Genomic DNA, 19,179 nt, shown 5'->3' with positions numbered 1-19,179 from the left:
GAATTTATCGTGTTTTCTGATCCACGCCTCACCAACTTCATCGCGAATACGCTGGCATTGCTAGCGGTATTGGCAATGGTCGTGGGCGTGGTCGTCTGGGTTGCGCAGCGTCCGTATTTCCATATTGCTCAAATCCGGATCGCGCCGATGCAGACCGATACACTGAATTACGTCTCTACGGCGACTATTCGGGCGACAATAGCTAGCAAAATAAAAGGCAACTTTTTCTCGATCGACCTGGATGATACGAGGGAATTGATCGAGACGGCGCCCTGGGTTCGCCACGCACGCATACGGCGCGTATGGCCCGGCGAACTATATGTACAGATCGAAGAGCAGCAACCCCTGGCATTGTGGAACGAAGATCAGATGATCAACACATGGGGTGAGGCCTTTGCCGCCAATCAGGGCGAGCTCGACGATGAGGCGCAACTTCCGCAACTTCACGGTCCCGAAAGTTCCGAACGGCTGGTCGTCCAGCGCTACGCCGAGATTGCACGCTGGTTTGCACCGTTGAATCTGCGCGTCCACGAAGTCACGCTCAGTGCGCGGTATGCCTGGGACGTCAAGCTGTCCGATGGCACCCGCCTGAACCTGGGGCGCGATCCGGCCGCTGATGTGGCGGACCCTCACGGACGATCGGGGGCGCTTCCGTTCGCCGCGCGTATCGAGCGTTTCGTGCAGGCATGGCCAGTGCTCAATGGTCGGCTCGACGGCCGAGCAATCAGCTATGCCGATTTACGTTATCCCAACGGATTTGCCATCACGTTGGCCCCCGTTTCCACTCCACCAACCAAATAGAAGATTATGACCCGTGACATCAAGGACCTGATCGTTGCACTCGACATCGGCACCAGCAAAGTGGTGGCCGTAGTGGCTGAAATATTGCCAGAAGGGCGTTTCGAAGTATTGGGCCTGGGCCAACACGAATCCCAGGGGATGCGTAAAGGCGTCGTTGTCAATATCGAATCGACCGTCAACTCGATTCAACGGGCTCTCGAAGAGGCCGAGCTGATGGCCGACTGCAAGATTCGCGAGGTTTACACGGGAATTGCCGGCAGTCATATCACCAGCTTCAATTCCAGCGGGATGGTGGCTGTCAAGGACAAGGAGGTCACTGCCACTGATGTCGCGCGTGTAATCGAAACGGCCAAAGCCGTAAATATTCCGACGGACCAGCAAGTGCTGCATGTACTGACCCAGGAGTTCATCGTGGACTCGCAGGAAGACATACGCGAGCCGATAGGCATGAGCGGTTTGCGTCTGGAAGTGCGGGTGCACATCGTGACCGGGGCCGTCAGCGCGGCCCAGAACATTGTCAAGTGCGTACGCCGCTGCGGACTGGAAGTGCAAGACCTGATCTTGCAGCCCTTGGCCTCGAGCCTGGCCTGCCTGACATCTGACGAAAAAGAGCTTGGCGTTGTACTGGTCGATGTAGGCGGTGGCACAACAGACGTTGCCATTTTCACAGGTGGTGCCATCAGGCATACCGCGGTGGTGCCCATCGCGGGCGATCAGATCACCAGTGATATTGCAGCCATGTTGCGCACGCCCACGCCCGACGCAGAAGAAATCAAGCTTCGCTTCGGAATTGCCAAGCAGGTGCTGGCGAATGCGGACGAACACATCGAGGTGCCAGGTCTGGGCGACAGGCCTAATCGGCAGGTGAAGCGCCAGGCTCTGGGCGCCGTCATCGAGCCGCGCATCGAAGAGCTGTTTACGTTCGTGCAGCAGATCGTGCGTGAGTCCGGCTACGAAGACCTATTGGCCTCGGGAGTGGTACTCACCGGCGGCACATCCTTGATGCCCGGCATCGTCGAGCTGGCAGAAGACGTGTTTTTGAAGCCGGTGCGTGTAGGTGTGCCGGCTTACGAAGGGAGCTTGGCGGATGTTATGCACAATCCGCGATTTTCCACCGCGATGGGTCTGCTGTCCGAGGCCCGTTTGCAGCGTGCGCGCGGCCGCAAGGTCGCACAGCAGAAGGGAAGTTTCAAGACCCTTCTCGCACGCATGAAGGAGTGGTTCATGAATTAAGGCTCGCGCCTTAAGGACAGGTGGGACAAAGCCTGTACCGGAAGCGTTTCAAATCAGTTGCGAGCAGGCATGGCTGGCATCTCGTTTGAAACCATTCCAAAAACAAAAGAAGTACCGGGGAAAAAACACTTTTTGTAATTATCGCTTTTCTGGATATGTGAGGGAGTCATCATGATGAATTTCGAAATGCTCGATACGAGCGCCAATGGGACGGTAATCAAAGTCGTCGGAGTAGGCGGCGCAGGCGGCAACGCTGTAGCCCATATGATCCGCTCGGGAGTCAGCGGCGTAGACTTCATTTGCGCCAATACTGACGCGCAGGCCTTGGCAACTTCCGAGGCACCAGTGCAGATTCGTCTGGGTCGCACGGGGCTTGGCGCCGGCGCCAAGCCCGAGCAGGGCAGGGCCGCCGCCGAAACGGCGCGAGAAGAAATCCGCGCAGCGCTCACCGGCGCGCACATGGTTTTCATTACGGCAGGGATGGGTGGCGGCACAGGTACCGGTGCCGGCCCCGTCGTGGCCGAGGTGGCCAAAGAACTGGGCATCCTGACGGTTGGCGTTGTGACCAAACCATTTTCGTTCGAAGGAAATAAACGCCTGAAAATGGCGGAAGACGGTATATCCGAGCTTTCCAAGCACGTGCATTCGCTTATCGTCGTGCTCAACGAAAATCTGTATGACCTGATGGACGATGATGCGACCCAGGAAGACTGCTTCAAGTCGGCCGACGACGTCTTGCACAATGCCTGCGCCGGCATTGCCGAAATCATCAACGTCGAAGGTAACGTGAACGTCGACTTTGAAGACGTCAAGACCATCATGGGTGAACAAGGTCAGGCCATGATGGGTACGTCAATAGCAGCCGGCACGGATCGTGCCCGTGTTGCTGCCGAGCGTGCCATCGCCTGCCCACTGCTGGAAGGCGTGGACTTGCACGGTGCCCGTGGCATGTTGGTGAACATCACGGCAAGTCGTACCCTCAAGATGCGTGAAACACGTGAAATCATGGATACCATCCGCAGCTATGCAGCCGATGATGCGACGATAGTATTTGGTACCGCCTACGACGAATCCATGGGTGAAAACTTGCGCGTTACAGTGGTTGCCACCGGCTTGGGCCGTGCTGCTGCCGCGCGTCCGCAACTGGTACAGAACACCGCTGAGGTTTACCGTACAGGAACCGACAATATGCCGATGTCAGGCGGGCATGATTTTGGCGGTTCGGACGTGCCCTCGGTAATTCGCAATCCACGCAGCCAGGCTTCGGCCCAGGTGCGTGCACTTGAGACAGCTGGAATGGATCACTTCGATATCCCGGCGTTTCTGCGCAAACAGGCAGACTGACCCGGCAGGAAGTATCCAGAAGCAGTAACTCCGGCTCTCACATGTCTGCGAGGCAATCGCTTGCCCGGCCAGGCCGACTGACGCACTTACTCCCTCCCCGGGCAAGTGCGTCGTCGTTCTCAGGACGGGCATGCTCCGCGTGCGCCTTGCAGCCATTTGAAACACATGTATTTAGTGGTTTACCCTCAATACGTTTACAATGTCCAGTCATGTGTTTGTAGCAAAAACAAGAGACTCATACCTTAAAGAATATGTTACGTCAACGCACCATACAGAAATCCATCAGTACCAAAGGGGTCGGCTTGCACTCAGGCCGAAGGGTGGAAATCACCCTGCGCCCGGCCGCACCCGATACTGGTATCGTGTTTCACCGCGTTGATCTTCCTGAAGTCGTGCACTTGCCTGCTTTGGCCGACCAAGTCGGCAACACGCGCATGGCTTCTGTCTTGCAGCAAGGCAATGTGCGCGTATCCACCGTGGAACATCTTATGTCGGCGCTTGCTGGCCTGGGGGTTGACAATCTCCATGTGGACCTCACCGGTGAAGAAGTACCTATCATGGATGGCAGTGCGGGTACATTTGTGTACCTGCTGCGGTCCGCGGGCTTGCAGGAACAGCTGGCGCCCAAGAAATTCATCCGCGTCCTTAAAACAGTGGAAGTTCGCGAAGGCGAAGGCGACGATCTGAAATGGGCCCGACTCGAGCCCTACAACGGCTTTGCCTTATCGTTTGCTATAGATTTTCATCATCCCGCAATCGACTCCACGGCCAATTTTGCCGAGGTCGATTTCGAAAAAGATTCTTATGTTAAAACCATTGCGCGTGCGCGCACGTTTGGTTTTGTCAGTGAAGTGGAAGCCTTGCGGGCCGCAGGTCTGGCTCGTGGGGGCAGTCTGGACAACGCCATTGTCATGGACGAATACCGCGTCCTCAATACCGATGGCCTGCGTTACGATGACGAGTTCGTCAAGCACAAGATTCTTGATGCCATCGGCGATCTATATCTCATCGGCAAGCCCCTGGTGGCACGCTATGTAGCGTGCAAATCTGGTCATGGCCTGAATAACCAGCTCGCACGTGCTTTGCTTGCACAGCAAGACAGCTGGGAACTGATAGGCTACGAATCGCCCGAGGTGGCGCCCAAATCGTTCAACCAGGAATGGAAATTCGCATGAGTTCGTCCAGGGGGTGTTTGGTGGCGCTCACGCACATCATCGGTCCCTATGATGTGCGAGCAGTCGGCCAATGGCGTCCGCCAATGGTCCCGAAGGCAGGCTCTGTTGCAATTCATCGAATGCGGCCAGGGCTTTGCCGTCAAGTGGCTCGACCTGGCGGGATGTCGTTTTTGTCTGGTCCCGTAACAAACCCGCTTGTACCCTGACGATCATTTCGGTAAGGTTCCATCCATTGTCGTTCAGCAGTACAAGTATGCGCGGCGCCAGTTGCCTGAGTCGCGATGCATAGGCGGCGCTGGGAACTGCAAGGGTTATTTGCTGTCTGTCTATACGTGCCACCTTGCATACCAGTGCCAAGGCGGGCGGCATGGCGTTTTTCGCCACGCCCTCCACCGCGATCAACGTGCGTGCCGTTACCAAAACCTGCGAACCCTGCTGGTCGCTGCCCAGCCAGCTCACTGCGAGCGTGGCGGGAAGCTCCTTGTCCAAGGGGCGCGGTGGTCTGGTGAAACGAAACGGGCGCGACATTAATTGAAGGTCTACAGTGAGATATCTAATTATGAAGAATCGATTTTCTGATTCTAGTAAGAAAAGCATCAGGGTGGCCATAGTCACCCTTGCCGCAGGCGCCGCCATGGCGGCGTCTGCGGTAGCCGGTGCATGGGTGCAATCGCAGCTGGCCACCCGTCCTGTGCTGAACCCGGATCAGGAACGTGTTATTGCCCAGCAGACCTCGCGCGATTCCGCCTATATCCGCCAGAACATAAATTTGCTGGCAGCGAAAGTGGGCGATCTGCAGGCCAGATTGATCACCATGGACGGCGTAAGCAAGCGGATTGCCGATGCCGCCGGAATTCCGTACACCGATCCCGAGGTCTACGCCAGCCTTGAGCATGCCCCCGAGCCAGTCATGGACTATATCACCGACGAGCACGGCGCGGCCTGGACGGCTCAGGGCCTGGGTCGCGAACTCGACTCCCTTTCCATGCAGCTTTCCCAGCAGAAAGACTCGTTCGCGATGCTGGACCTGGTCCTGACACGGCGTGTTGGCGTCGAGGCCGGCCTCCCCACGTACACCCCGGTAGCCTATCCCTATTTGAGTTCCTCATTTGGCTGGCGCCGCAATCCGGTCACCGGCCGCCATTCCATGCACGAAGGACTGGACTTTGCCGCGCCCAAAGGAGCGCTCATACATGCCGCTTCAGGCGGAGTGGTGACCGAGGCCCGCTATGTACCGGGTTATGGAAAACTGGTCGAAATCGACCACGGAAACGGCCTGGTCACTCGTTACGCGCACGCATCCTCCATCAAGGCCAAGCTGGGCGACCTGGTTCAAAAAGGCCAGGAAATCGCGCGTGTCGGATCCACTGGCCGCTCGACCGGCGCGCATCTGCACTTCGAAGTCCGCATGGCTGGTCACGCGCTCGATCCGACCTTGTTCCTTGCCAGGCAAGAGGCTCCTGAACAGATGATGGTGGACGCCACCAACGCGGTTGAAGCCATAGTCCCGCAGGTGCGTTAAACTGTATTGTTCTCCTGCGGTTTCATCCGCCAACTCAAAAAAGACAAGCATGCCGACTTTTGCGTTCAGGCGCAAAGACGCATCACGACAAACGAATGGTTTCTCTGCTAAAAAAGCTCATTGGTACTCGTAACGACCGGATACTGAAACAGTATCGCAAGCAAGTAACGCAGATCAACGCGTTCGAGCCAACGGTGGCCGCCCTGGCCGATACAGACCTCACTGCCAAGACTGTGGAATTCCGTCAACGAATCGCGCAAGGCGCATCGCTCGACGATTTGCTGCCGGAAGCATTTGCTGTCGTTCGCGAGGCCAGCAAGCGTGTCTTCGGCATGCGCCATTTCGATGTCCAGATGCTTGGGGCCATTGCCCTGCACAACGGGAAGATCGCTGAAATGCGTACGGGTGAAGGCAAAACCCTCATGGCGACCCTGGCCGTCTACCTCAATGCGCTGGCCGGAAAGGGCGTGCACGTGGTTACGGTCAACGATTACCTGGCCCGGCGTGATGCCGAATGGATGGGGCGCCTGTATCAGTTCCTGGGCATGAGCGTCGGCGTGGTCGTTCCCCAGCAGGAAAACGAAGAAAAACGCGCAGCGTATGCCGCCGATATCACCTACGGCACGAACAATGAGTATGGCTTCGATTATCTGCGCGACAATATGGAGTTCCGTGCCGAAGACCGTCGGCAACGCCAGCTGTCGTACGCGATTGTCGACGAAGTCGATTCCATTCTTATCGATGAAGCGCGTACACCGCTCATCATTTCCGGTCAGGCGGAAGATAATACCGAACTTTATATACGCATGAATGCCGTGCCGCCCTCGCTGGTGCGCATGGCGGCCGAGCCCAAGGCGCACGAGCCCGAGCCCGAAGGCGACTACTGGGTCGATGAAAAAGCCCAACAGGTCCATCTTTCGGAAGCCGGCCACGTGAACGCGGAAGAGACTCTGGTCCGGATCGGGCTGCTGCCTGAAGGCGAGTCGCTCTACGATCCACGCAATATTTCGCTGATGCATCACTTGATGGTCGCATTGCGCGCACACAATCTGTTCTTCCGCGACCAGCAATATGTCGTGCAAGATAACGAGGTGGTCATTGTTGACGAGTTCACGGGTCGCCTGATGGCAGGTCGCCGCTGGTCCGACGGTCTGCATCAGGCCGTCGAGGCCAAGGAAGGCGTGCGCATCCAAAACGAAAACCAGACCCTCGCGTCCATCACCTTCCAGAACTATTTCCGTATGTACGGCAAGCTGGCTGGCATGACCGGCACTGCCGACACCGAAGCCTACGAATTCCAGGAAATCTATTCGCTGGAAACGGTCATCATCCCGACGAATCGCCCCATGGCGCGCCAGGACCAGAACGACCAGGTCTTCAAGACCGATCCGGAGAAATTCAACGCCATCCTCGCCGACATCAAGGACTGCCACGAGCGCGGGCAACCCGTATTGGTGGGCACCACCAGTATTGAGAACTCCGAGCTGCTTTCCGGGATGCTGGTCAAGGCCGGGTTGCCACACGAAGTTCTCAATGCCAAGCAACATGCGCGCGAGGCCGAGATCGTGGCCGAAGCCGGCAAGCCCGGTCACATCACCATTGCTACCAACATGGCCGGCCGTGGTACTGACATCGTGCTGGGTGGCAGTGTCGAAAAGCAGATCGACCTTGTGCGCGCCGACGACGCCTTGTCGGCTGAAGAAAAAGAAGGTCGCATCGAAATCATCAAAGCCGAATGGGCGCCCGCCAATGCTGCCGTAAAGGCTGCCGGGGGCTTGCGCATTATCGGCACCGAGCGCCATGAATCGCGACGTATCGACAACCAGTTGCGTGGTCGTGCCGGTCGCCAGGGCGATCCAGGCTCATCGCGATTTTACTTGTCGCTCGAAGATTCCCTGATGCGCATTTTCGCAGGCGACCGCGTGCGCTCCATTATGGAACGCCTGCGCCTGCCTGAAGGCGAGCCCATCGAGGCGCGCATGGTATCGCGTTCCATTGAATCCGCGCAGCGCAAGGTCGAAGGCCGCAACTTCGACATACGCAAGCAACTGCTCGAATACGACGACGTTGCCAACGACCAGCGCAAAGTGCTTTATGCACAGCGCAACGAAGTCCTGGAATCGACCGATGTGTCGGACACCATGGCCAATTTGCGCACCGCGGCCATGACCGAGCAGTTCCGCACCTATATTCCTGAAGAATCCATGGAAGAACAGTGGGATGTCGCAGGATTGCAAGCCGCTTTGGAGGCCGAGTGGCAGCTTTCCATTCCTCTTGCCGAGATGCTCGAGAAAGAGCCCAGCCTCACCGATGACGACTTGCTGGAACGCGTCGTGGCCGAGGCCACCCGTGTCTACCAGGACAAGGTCGACCTTGTCGGCAAAGAGGGCTGGTCGCCATTCGAGCGCTCCATGTTGCTGCAATCCATCGATACGCACTGGCGTGGTCACTTGTCGGCGCTCGATCACTTGCGCCAAGGCATCCATTTGCGTGGTTACGCCCAGAAAGATCCCAAGCAGGAGTACAAGCGGGAGGCATTCGAACTGTTCTCCGATATGCTGGATCGGATCCGCAACGAGGTGGTTCGCGTATTGATGACCGTCAAGATCCAGTCGCCGGAGCAAGTCGAGGTCGAAGAACCTGAGTCCCGCCTTGACAACATTACCTACCACCACTCTGACTACGATGCGGCTCTCAGCGGAGAAGACCCTGGCCTCGACCAGACGCCTGCGGCCCTGGCAGCCGCCAGCGCAGGCATGCCCAAAGTGGGTCGCAACGACCCTTGCCCATGTGGCAGTGGCAAAAAGTACAAGCACTGCCACGGAAGGCTGGCCTAGCGGTCCGAAGGCCGCCTGACACGTTTAACGGGCTTGCGCCAATATGGCGCAAGCCCGTTTTGCATTGGTGTCTTTACTACATCAGGAATAGGGTCGCCAGGCCCAGGAAAATCAGGAAACCCAGGGAGTCGGTGGCGAAGGTCAAAAGCACCGAGGAGCCCATTGCCGGGTCTTTGCCAAACCGGTCTCGCAATATGGGAATGAGCACACCCAGGGCGGCGCCGATCAACATATTGCAGATCATCGCGACCATCATGACGGCGGCAATGGCCAGGGAACCAGAAATTGCCCAGGCGAAGCTCGCGGCCACAAGGCTCCCACAGGCTCCGACCATGAAGGTTACCGTCAATTCGCGCTTGACCAGCCGCCAGGCATTGGAGCTGGTGACGCGGCCCACCGCCAGAGCGCGAATGATCATGGTCATCGTCTGATTGCCTGAATTTCCCCCTATGCCGGCCACAATCGACATCAGGAATGCCAGGATAACGATCTGGCTGACGGTGTCTTCGAATCTCGAGGCAACCAGTGAGGCAATCGATGCCGTGCACAGGTTCACGAACAGCCATGGAGCGCGGTTGCGCAAGGCACTGAGCACCGGGGCGAAGATATCCTCTTCCTGCAAGCCCGCCCGCGAGAGCGCTTGTTCCTGAGAGTCTTCCTGGATCACGTCAACCACTTCCGCGATGGTGACGCGTCCGATCAGCCGTCCCTGGTCGTCCACCACGCCCGCGGAGACGAGATCATAGCGTTCGAATGCGCCTGCCGCGTCGGCGTCGGAATCAAGCGGGCTGAGAGTAAGATACTCGGTCACCATCACGTCGGAAACCAGCATGTCGGGTTCGCGGACCAGCAAGGTGGACAGCGACAGCGTCCCTTGTAACTTGTCCTGGCGATCGACAACGAAGATCTGGTCGGTATGGTCGGGAAGCTCGTGCAAACGCCGCAAATAGCGCAGCACCACTTCCAGCGACACGTCTTCACGCACCCGCACCATCTCGAAGTCCATGATGGCGCCGACCGTGTCTTCCGGATAGCCCATTGCTTCGATGAGCTGGGCGCGTTCTTCGTCGGTCAGTCCCTTTTGCACCTCTGCAATGACATCGGCAGGCAGATCGGCGGCCAGATCCGCGATCTCGTCGGCATCCATGTGCTCGGTTGCTGCGATCAGGTCCTGGTGATCCATGGACTGGATCAGTGACTCCCGGGCCCAGTCGTCGACTTCGAGGAGCACGTCGGCGTCATGTTCGGCGCTGACCAGCTGCCACACCGCCTGACGTTCGTTTACCGGCAGCGACTCGAGAATGAAGGCGATGTCCGATGGATGCAAATCGTTGACGATCGATTTGATCTCGTTTTCGTGCTGTCGGTGCAGCAGGCCTTCCAGCAGGTTCGAGCGATCGTCTTCTTCGTATTGGCGGTGTGCCAGCGCCTCGACGACTTCCTGCCGCCTGAGTATCGATTGCAGTTGTTGCAATGCCAGTTGCGCATCTTCGGGGTCAAGGCGGCGCGGTATGACTATGGCCTCGCCTTCTTCCAGCTTGACTGGGGTATCCGACATGGGCAACCTTGCTTAGACAGGTGGAAGAGTGCGGCGCTTGCGCTGATCGTCGGTGGCTACGTATGTAAGAGTGGCTTCTGTCACTTTGACCACTTCGAGCTCCAGGCGCTGGCGCTCGGCGTAGACCTCTACGGATACCGTAATGGATGTGGTGCCGACCTTTGTGATCTCGGCGTAAAAGCTGAGCAGGTCACCCACGAATACAGGCTGCTTGAAGAGGAATGCATTGACGGCAATCGTGGCCACGCGGCCAGCGGCACGGCGCGTGGCGGGTATCGAACCAGCGATATCGACCTGCGACATGATCCAGCCGCCGAACACGTCGCCGTGTATGTTTGCATCGGAAGGCTGCGGCATGACGCGCAGGACGGCGTGCGTTTCTGGAGGAGGTAAAACGGTACGATGGCTAGCGGCACTCAAGGCTGCGGACTCCAGATTCATGAGCGGCCTGTACTGGATATGACAGGCCGCTAAGCGTTGTTGATGGGCGGACGGTACTGCTGGATCAGCGTGCGGGCGCAGACAGCCATTGCGTTGCGAGTTCCGCCCAGTATGTGGCACCCAGCGGGATGAGATCGTCATTGAAATCGTAGCTGCCATTATGCAGCATGCACGGGCCCATTCCGTGACCCATGCTGCGGTGGCCGCCCTGGCCGTTACCTATCCATACATAGCACCCGGGTTTTTCCTTGAGCATGAAGGCGAAGTCTTCTGCGCCCATGGACGGTTGCACCGCCTGATCCACCTTGTCCGCACCGACGATCTCCGTTAGTACCCGCGCGCAAAAGGCTGCTTCGCGCTCATGATTCACCGTTGGCGGATACTTCCGGACAAAATCGAACTCGGATGTGCAGTTCAGTGCGCGACTGGTGTGTTCAGTGATCTCCGCCATTCGTTTTTCGATAAGGTCGAGCGTCTGTTCGGAAAAGGTGCGTACCGTGCCACGCAATATGGCATCGTTTGGAATGACGTTATCCGCGGAACCCGAGTGGATCTGGGTGATGCTCAGCACGGCGGCATCCAGTGGATTGCGGTCCCGGCTGATGATGGTCTGGAGACTTTGGGCAAGCTGTACCGCCGCCATGACCGGGTCAACGCCCAGATGGGGCATGCCGCCGTGCGCACCCTTGCCTTCCAGGCGTATCGTGAAGGTGTTGCTCGAAGCCATCAACGGTCCGGCCACGACGCCAAACGTACCTACGTCCATGCCGGGCCAGTTATGCATGCCGAACACGGCATCCATGGGAAATAAATCAAACAGGCCGTCGTCTATCATGGCCTTGGCGCCGCTGAATCCTTCTTCGGCCGGCTGGAAAATGACATGGACGGTGCCGTCGAAATTGCGGTTTTCGACAAGATAGCGTGCGGCTGCCAATAACATGGCGGTGTGCCCATCGTGTCCGCAAGCGTGCATTTTTCCGGCATTCTTGCTGGCATGCTCGAAGGTATTCAGCTCCTGCATGGGCAGCGCATCCATATCGGCACGCAGGCCCAGGGCGCGGCCATTCTGACTTTTACCGTGTATGGTGCCCACCACGCCCGTGACCCCAAGCCCGCGATGTACAGGTATGCCCCAGGATTCGAGTTTGGCGGCGATCAGGTCGGCTGTCCTGACTTCTTCGTAGGCCAGTTCAGGGTGCGCGTGGATGTCACGGCGAATTGCGGTGATTTCGGATTTCCATTCAACGATAGGCTCGGATAATTTCATGATCTAGTTCCTGTGGAGTGCGTCGGTGAACTTTGCGCCTTTGACAGCGTATCATCAAATTCTTGAAACAAAAAAGGGCGTATAGCCTATCACGCATATGGACATGGCTCCCAAGCAACAACTTCCTGAAAATCCGATGGCGGAAATCGATGTGGATGCGTACGCCTCCCTGGTTGACATGCTGGACCAGGCATGTCGCAAGCATGGTTCGAGACGGGCTCTCACGCTGATGGGTAGTGGTATCAGTTATCGGGAGCTTGACCGCCAGGCCGGGGCGATTGCGGCGTGGTTGCAACAGCAGGGCCTGCCGCGGGGCAGTCGTATCGCACTGATGATGCCCAATGTCATGCCATACATGGTGACTCTGATTGGCGTGTTGCGGGCGGGGATGGTGGTCGTGAACATAAACCCGCTTTATACCGAGAGGGAACTTGAATATCAACTGCGCGATAGCGGTGCACGGGCCATATTCATACTGGAGAATTTCGCATCGACGCTGGCTGCGGTGCCCGTGGACGTCAGGCCGGCGTGTGTGGTCAAGGTCATGGCCGGCGATATGCTGGGCTGGAAAGGGAAGGCCATCAATTTCTCGCTGCGGCGTATTAAAAAGATCATACCGACCGGTATCCTGCCCGCAGCCCACCGGTTCGACAGAATCGTGTCGCAAGGTTCTCGCCAGCACTTCGACAAGCCTGAAATTGGCATGGATGATGTCGCGCTATTGCAGTACACAGGCGGCACCACCGGCGTGCCCAAGGGAGCAATGCTGACGCACCGCAATCTGGTTGCCAATGTGCTGCAGGTCGAGGCAGTGGCACAACCCGCGTTGGGAGAATTGGCCGGCCAGCCGTTAACGATCCTAAGCGCCTTGCCGCTGTACCACATCTTTGCATTGACGCTGTGTGGGCTTTTTGCGGTTCATGCGGGGATGTGCAGCGTGCTGATCGCCAATCCGCGCGACCTGTCCAGCATTCTGCGGGCGTGGCGCCGGGATCCCATCAATATCTTCCCGGGCGTCAATACATTATTCAATAGTCTGGCGAATAGCGAAGGCTACGCGGCGCTGGATTTCTCGGGACTGCGCTTGTGCCTTGGGGGCGGCGCGGCCGTGCTCAGACCGGTGGCCGATAGATGGCAAGTCCTGACAGGGGTTCCGCTGATCGAAGGATACGGCTTGTCCGAGACCTCTCCCGTGGTCTCGGCCAACCCCACCAATGCCGCCGAATTCTCCGGCGATATTGGGTTCCCTGTGCCTTCCACCGAAGTCATGCTGCTGGACCTCCAGGAACGCGAGGTTGCCAGAGGCGAACCAGGGGAGCTCGCCGTACGTGGCCCGCAAGTCACTCCAGGATACTGGCAGCGACCCGACGAAACCCGCCAGGCGTTCTCCAGTCTGGGGTTTTTCAAGACAGGCGATATCGCAACAATGAGCCCTGAAGGCCGATTGCGGATCATCGACCGTAAAAAAGACATGATTCTCGTCTCAGGCTTCAACGTGTATCCCGCAGAGGTGGAAGAGGTCGTATCCGAACACCCCGGCGTCCTGGAATGCGCTGCGATAGGCGTGCCGGACGATCGCACTGGCGAGGCCGTCAAGATTTTTGTTGTCAGGAAGGATCCAGGCCTGGATGACCGGGCGCTGACGGCGTGGTGCAAAGAGCGCCTGGCTGCCTATAAGCGTCCACGCCTGTTTGAATACCGCAACGAACTGCCCAAGAGCAATGTTGGCAAGATCCTGCGTCGGACCTTGCGCGATGAAGCGATGGCAGGCTCCGAATCAGCCGCGTGAATGGCGGCGGGTACGTTGCCAGCGGTTTTATTTGGGATTGAGGTGAGGCTGGATCATGGCGTCGAGCGCGGGGGCGGTATGCAGGTTGCCTGCATAGACATAACCCCTGATCGGCCACGGGTCGCGATGATGGATGTCTTCGCAAATGCCGCCGGCTTCCCGGACAATGACCGTGCCGGCTGCCACGTCCCACGGAGCCAGCCCCATCTCCCAATAACCGTCGTAACGCCCGCAAGCCACCCAGGCAAGGTCCAGCGCCGCGGAGCCCAGCCTGCGTACGCCGCGGGTGTTGTTGATGGCATAGTCCAGAGTGGGCATGTATTGTTCAGAGAACGAAAAATCCCGGAACGGAAAGCCGGTAGCCACCACTGATTCGCTTAGCGATTCAGCCTGCGAGCAGGTGATGCGCCGCTCGTTGAGCCATGCGCCGACCCCGTGCATGGCGGTGAATAGCTCTTCACGGTTGGGGTCGTAGATGACGCCAATGACTGGCGTATCGTGTTCGAGCGGCGTGTCTCCCGTGATGATCGCTCCGGCGTGTGCTATCAGGGCAATCGATACGGCGTATTGAGGAATGCCATGCAGGAAATTGGTGGTGCCGTCCAGGGGATCGATGTACCAGGTGGCTATTCCGGAGGTTTCTCCTCCGCTTTCCTCGGCGACGATACCGAGCTGGGGCGTGCGTTCGCGCAGAATTTCAATGACGGCCTCTTCGGCTTCGCGATCGGCTTGCGAGACCAGATCGTTACGCATTTTCTTGTCGATGACCAGTTCGGCCCTGTTGTGGGCGTACGATTGTAAAATGGCGGCACCAGCATGCGCCGCGGTGACGGCGGCGTCCAGGCAGTCACTGATCGGAAGTCGGAGAGATTGCATACATGCGTCCAGGTCAACAAGGTGTGTCGTGTGCTCCAGCAGCCGTCATTGTACGTGACGATGATTTTTTTGAGGCGGCCCCAATCGATGTATGTCCGATAACTACGAAGCGCTGATTCCGGCGCAGATCGCTTTCAACGAACAGGGGGTGCCCCTCAGCACCACGTTCGGCGACGTCTATCATCCCCAATGGGGGGCACTCGAACAGGCCGCGAGGGTGTTTCTGCATGGAAACCACCTTCCCGAAAGATGGCAGGGCAAAGAAACGTTCACGGTGTGCGAGACCGGTTTCGGGCTCGGCAATAATTTTTTCGCGCTGTGGCAGGCCTGGCGTGGCGATCCGCGCCGCAGCAGTCGGCTGCATGTCCTTTCTTTCGAAGCGCATCCCCTTACGCGGGAAGATCTTCAATGCGTTGTCATGCGCACCTTGCCTGAACCCGAGAAAGCATTGGCGGCGCAGCTCATTGACGCATGGCCTCCTTTGCTGCCCGGCTTGCACAGGCTGGAATTCGAAGGAGGCAGGCTGACTCTCACCCTGGCGTTTGGAACCGTTGCCCGGCTTGCGCGCCAGGCCAGCGCCGGCGTCGATGCTTTTTTTCTGGATGGCTTTGCGCCCAGAGTCAATCCAGACATGTGGACGCGCGCCTTGTTCGGCCAACTGGTGCGCATGGCGAATTCGGGTGCCACCATGGCCACGTGGTGCTGCACCGGTGACGTGCGCCGGGGACTCCGGGACGCTGGCTTCCTGGTGTCGAAAATCCCCGGGCATGGCGGTAAGCGAGAAATCACCGTGGGTGTCCTGCGCCCCGGCATGGGACGGTATTGCAGCCCGGGTGCGGGGCAGGAAGACGTACTGGTGGTCGGCGGTGGCCTGGCAGGCGCGGGTGTTGCCCACGCACTGGCCGTTCGAGGCCATACGGTAACGGTCATGGATCCGGTCTTTGCGCAGGGACTGGGCGCCAGCCATAAAGGGCATATTGCTGCCGCGATAACACCAGTCATCAGTCGCGACGATGACATACGGTCTCGTTTGAGCCGTGCCGGCGTCGCCCGCGCATTACACAGATGGCAGGGGCTGGAAGGAGAGGCGCGCCCCTTGCGTTGCGGCACCATCGAGCTTGTGTCGGATGCGGCGCGCGCCGCTGTGCGGCGGGAGTCGCTGGCTCGGCTGGCTTTTCCCAGCGAGTGGGTGCGGTGGCTGGATGTTGCCGAAGCGTCTCAGCGTGCTGGGAGGTGCCTGGCCAGCGGTGGTCTGTGGTTTGCAGACGGTCAGCGTGTCCAGCCGCCGGCGCTGATTGAAGCGTTGTTGTCTCATCCACGCATACGCTGTATGGCGGGTGAGGCAAGTTCGTTGGAACGCGATAATGCGGCTGGCTGGATCGCCATGGATGCCCAGGGAAATACGCGGGTTTCGGCTGGCCAGGTGGTGTTGGCGAATGCGGCGCAGGCGGTGGCCTTGCTATCCACCATACCCGGAATTTTGCGGCGTCCGAAGTTTGAAGCCATGTACCGGCTGGCGGGGCAGGTCAGCTTCTATTCCGGGGCCGATGGCGATTCCACGCGGGTGGTTCTGGCCGGTGACGGATACTGCCTACCCGCACAACACGCATGCTTTGTCGGCGGCAGTACGTATTTGCCAGACGCTCAAACCAGTGAAGTTACGGTCCAGGGCCGTGCCGATATCAATAAAAAGGTGGCTGGCCTGCTAAATGTGATACCTTCCCGACTTACGCGTTCGTCGAATGCCGCCGATGGGTGGGCGGGGTGGCGGGCAGCGGTCGCTGACCGCTTGCCGGTAATCGGCCGTATTGACGAGGTTCCCGGATTGTGGCTTGCTTGTGCCTATGGTTCCAGGGGATTGAGCTGGGCTCCCCTGGCTGGTGACATAATTGGCGCCTCGTTGAATCAGGAGCCTTTACCGCTGGAACGGGAGTTGCTACGCAGCATTTTCCCGAGATGATCTGTTTTTTTACGGTTTTGAAAGGCGCGTAAAGCCACGCCATTTTATTTTATAGCGTAAATCCGTCAAAATAGTGGCTTTTAAATGCTTTTTGGGCGTATGCCCCAAGGATTGCGCTGTGCCGCCCAAGTCTGACCTTGCTCACGTGACGCAACTTACTACTCTGAACTTTCTTTCTGCAAAATCGACGCGTGCCGACTTCGCCTTTCACGACAGCGGGCTGCAGCTTCATGTGGAAGCGCACGCGCCCGGTGTCTACAGATTGCGTTGCGCGACGCCAGAGTCGCTGCAAAGTGAGAAACCCAGCGCGCGAGCCCGTACGCATGCCGAGATGCTGCTTGCCCGGCAGGAGCCGGTGGGCGAACTCTCGGTAAGCTCGATCGCCGAATTGGCCGGGTTGGGTTGGCGTCTCGAACAGGGCGATGTGGTGCTGGAGGTGTTGCGCTCGCCTTTCCAGCTGGCCCTGTACCGTGGTGACGAATGCCTTCTTCGTACGCGTACCGAGGCGGCACTGTCATGCAGCCGCAGTGAAGATGCCGTCATCTGGAATTTCGGTTTCGAACTGGATGGTGACGATGCCTTGCATGGCCTGGGCGAATCCGCCGCGGAACAGGACCGTCGTGGCGGCTTCCTGGTCTCGGATGATCCGGTGGCCAGGGCTTTGCCGCTGGTATGGAGTCCCAAGGGCTGGGGTCTCTATATCAATACGCTGCAGCGTGTTGAACATGACCTGGGCCGCGGCGATGCCGATCTGTACTCGGCGCAAGTGCATGACGCGATTTTCGACCTCTTCATCTTCGCGGGCGAGCCGGCGGAAATCATCAATCAATATACGGCTCTCACCGGCCGTTCCGGACAGCCCGGTCTGCGACCCATGGGCGTGTGGCTGGATCAGGCTCCCGGTCAGTCGATAGACGAAACGCTCAGGGTCGTGCAGGAGTTTCGCGATAACCAATGGGGGCTCGATGTTTTGCGCCTGGCAACACCAGCGGTATATGGTTTCCAGGCCGACAAGCCGTCGTTCGAATGGGCATCCGACCGCGTACCCGACGTACGCGATCTCTTCGCGCGCGCACACGAACTGAACATACAGGTAGCGGCGCCTTCATTTCCGGGTGTCCTTTGCGCCACCCATCTGTTCACCGAATGGGAAGACCGCGGCTGGCTGCTGATCAACGACGAGAACGGTAGCGCGCAAGTTTTTCCTGGCAACGAATTCACTGGTGGTCAGGAATTCGGTCTGCTCGATCTGACGAACAAGGACGTCTATAAACTTTGGTCCGAACGACAGCGGCAATCGCTGGATGAAGGCTCTGCGTCGCCGGTCTGCAATGCGCAGATCGACATCCCTGATGGGATCACAGCGCGCGGTGGCGAGTCGGGCGCCGTCCTGCGCACGATATATCCTTTGCTGGTGCGCCAGGCCTTGTTTGCCGCCGTCGCAGGTCATAAAACTCCGCAGGAAGGCATTGTCTGCAGCACCGACCTGTTTCCGGCCGTACAACGCTTTGCCTGGCAAACCGGACCGCAGGTCGCCAATGACTGGTCAGGACTGGAACGCACCTTGCGCACCGCCTTGTCTCTGTCGGACAGCGGTGTCGCCGTACAGACCCATAACCTGGGTTCGGCCGGGCAGCCGGTCGCGGGAATGACGCCCGAACTATACCTGCGCTGGCTGGCCATGAGTGTTTTCTCCGGCAACTTCACATTTCAGGGCATACCGGCGCTGCTGCCCACCGCATTTGATGCCGCAACGCGTGAGTTGGTCCATCATTGGTTGCAATGGCGCTACCGGCTTATTCCCTACGTATTGGGAATCATCGAGGACGCGGTTCGCACCGGCCTGCCCGTGCAGCGCTCGATGGCCCTGGCTTTTCCGTCAGATCCGATCGCCCAGGTATGGGATACCCAGTACCTGCTCGGACCGGCATTGCTCGTCGCTCCTGCGGTCAGGCCAGGAACGCAGGTACAAGTATATTTGCCCAAGGGCGAGGCCTGGTGGGACCTCAACACCGGCTGGCGTTACGAGGGCGGCACCACCTGGACGGTAGAGGCCGGACTCGACACCCTGCCCGTATTCGGCCGGGAAGGCCATATGTTGTGCCTGGGACCTGCCGCACAGCATACGGGTGATTTCAACTCGGCACGCATCCTCGATGAGGTCTGGATGTTTGGTATGCCAGAACACAGTCCCGTCGTCATGCGCAACAAGATCCGTGTCATGCAAATGCAGGGATCCAGTTATATCAAAGGGCTGGAAGGCCTGCGCATCCTGCCTGCCGAGGGCCTGGAGGTGAAACGCCGCGGCGCCGAAGTAAGGATTTCCCGAGCCCGGTGACGGGCAGCGGCGCCAGGCGACCAACAGACAAAAGGGAG

At 58.6% G+C, this 19,179-nt stretch carries 14 protein-coding genes; 9 read left to right on the top strand and 5 right to left on the bottom strand.

Features of this window, described 5'->3' with window-relative positions:
* The first annotated feature begins 9 nt into the window (after positions 1-9).
* The 4 genes from CR155_RS04370 (at position 10) to lpxC (ending at position 4,553) form a co-directional block, all read left to right on the top strand.
* Complete coding sequence (locus CR155_RS04370; protein WP_102068762.1) at positions 10-801, top strand: cell division protein FtsQ/DivIB; 792 nt, start codon at positions 10-12, stop codon at positions 799-801.
* Positions 802-807: 6 nt separating this feature from the next.
* Complete coding sequence (gene ftsA, locus CR155_RS04365) at positions 808-2,034, top strand: cell division protein FtsA (RefSeq protein ID WP_102068761.1); 1,227 nt, start codon at positions 808-810, stop codon at positions 2,032-2,034.
* Between the two features lie 171 nt (positions 2,035-2,205).
* A complete protein-coding gene (gene ftsZ / locus CR155_RS04360) occupies positions 2,206-3,378 on the top strand; it encodes a cell division protein FtsZ (RefSeq protein WP_102068760.1) in 1,173 nt (390 codons plus the stop codon).
* Between the two features lie 251 nt (positions 3,379-3,629).
* On the top strand, positions 3,630-4,553 hold the full coding sequence (lpxC, locus tag CR155_RS04355; protein WP_102068759.1) for a UDP-3-O-acyl-N-acetylglucosamine deacetylase: 924 nt from the start codon (positions 3,630-3,632) through the stop codon (positions 4,551-4,553).
* A gap of 36 nt (positions 4,554-4,589) precedes the next feature.
* Here lpxC and CR155_RS04350 read toward each other — a convergent pair whose 3' ends face one another.
* Positions 4,590-5,081, bottom strand: a complete 492-nt coding sequence (locus CR155_RS04350) for a DciA family protein (protein WP_102068758.1) — start codon at positions 5,079-5,081, stop codon at positions 4,590-4,592.
* Positions 5,082-5,112: 31 nt separating this feature from the next.
* Between CR155_RS04350 and CR155_RS04345 the strand changes: the two genes are divergently transcribed.
* Together CR155_RS04345 and secA are read left to right on the top strand one after the other, a co-directional pair.
* A complete protein-coding gene (locus tag CR155_RS04345; protein ID WP_102068757.1) occupies positions 5,113-6,075 on the top strand; it encodes a M23 family metallopeptidase in 963 nt (320 codons plus the stop codon).
* Between the two features lie 95 nt (positions 6,076-6,170).
* Positions 6,171-8,912 carry a preprotein translocase subunit SecA gene (gene secA / locus CR155_RS04340; RefSeq protein ID WP_102068756.1) on the top strand — a complete coding sequence of 914 codons (2,742 nt, stop codon included), beginning with the start codon at positions 6,171-6,173 and terminating at the stop codon, positions 8,910-8,912.
* Positions 8,913-8,988: 76 nt separating this feature from the next.
* Here the strand turns inward: secA and mgtE are convergent, their stop codons facing one another.
* The 3 genes from mgtE to CR155_RS04325 form a co-directional block, all read right to left on the bottom strand.
* Positions 8,989-10,470 carry a magnesium transporter gene (gene mgtE, locus CR155_RS04335; RefSeq protein WP_102068755.1) on the bottom strand — a complete coding sequence of 494 codons (1,482 nt, stop codon included), beginning with the start codon at positions 10,468-10,470 and terminating at the stop codon, positions 8,989-8,991.
* A 12-nt stretch (positions 10,471-10,482) separates the two neighbouring features.
* Entirely contained in the window at positions 10,483-10,827 is a 345-nt protein-coding gene (locus tag CR155_RS04330) for an acyl-CoA thioesterase (protein ID WP_233213896.1), read from the bottom strand.
* A 148-nt stretch (positions 10,828-10,975) separates the two neighbouring features.
* Positions 10,976-12,178 (bottom strand): M20 aminoacylase family protein, encoded by a 1,203-nt coding sequence (locus CR155_RS04325; RefSeq protein WP_102068754.1) that lies wholly within the window; start codon positions 12,176-12,178, stop codon positions 10,976-10,978.
* Between the two features lie 97 nt (positions 12,179-12,275).
* Between CR155_RS04325 and CR155_RS04320 the strand changes: the two genes are divergently transcribed.
* Positions 12,276-13,967 carry an AMP-binding protein gene (locus tag CR155_RS04320; protein ID WP_102068753.1) on the top strand — a complete coding sequence of 564 codons (1,692 nt, stop codon included), beginning with the start codon at positions 12,276-12,278 and terminating at the stop codon, positions 13,965-13,967.
* 27 nt (positions 13,968-13,994) lie between these two features.
* On the opposite strand, the gene CR155_RS04315 is transcribed toward CR155_RS04320, so the two are convergent.
* On the bottom strand, positions 13,995-14,843 hold the full coding sequence (locus tag CR155_RS04315; RefSeq protein ID WP_102068752.1) for an inositol monophosphatase family protein: 849 nt from the start codon (positions 14,841-14,843) through the stop codon (positions 13,995-13,997).
* A gap of 91 nt (positions 14,844-14,934) precedes the next feature.
* Between CR155_RS04315 and mnmC the strand changes: the two genes are divergently transcribed.
* Positions 14,935-16,803 (top strand): bifunctional tRNA (5-methylaminomethyl-2-thiouridine)(34)-methyltransferase MnmC2/FAD-dependent 5-carboxymethylaminomethyl-2-thiouridine(34) oxidoreductase MnmC1, encoded by a 1,869-nt coding sequence (mnmC, locus tag CR155_RS04310; protein WP_102068751.1) that lies wholly within the window; start codon positions 14,935-14,937, stop codon positions 16,801-16,803.
* Positions 16,804-16,921: 118 nt separating this feature from the next.
* The gene (locus CR155_RS04305; protein ID WP_102068750.1) at positions 16,922-19,141 is read left to right on the top strand and encodes a glycoside hydrolase family 31 protein; all 2,220 of its coding nucleotides are present in this window, start codon (positions 16,922-16,924) and stop codon (positions 19,139-19,141) included.
* The last annotated feature ends 38 nt before the right edge of the window (positions 19,142-19,179 follow it).

This window comes from Pollutimonas nitritireducens, assembly GCF_002849615.1.
GTDB classification, from domain to species: domain Bacteria; phylum Pseudomonadota; class Gammaproteobacteria; order Burkholderiales; family Burkholderiaceae_B; genus Pollutimonas; species Pollutimonas nitritireducens.
The sequence above is the reverse complement of the archived record's forward strand: the minus strand, read 5'-3'. Positions and strand labels throughout refer to the sequence as shown.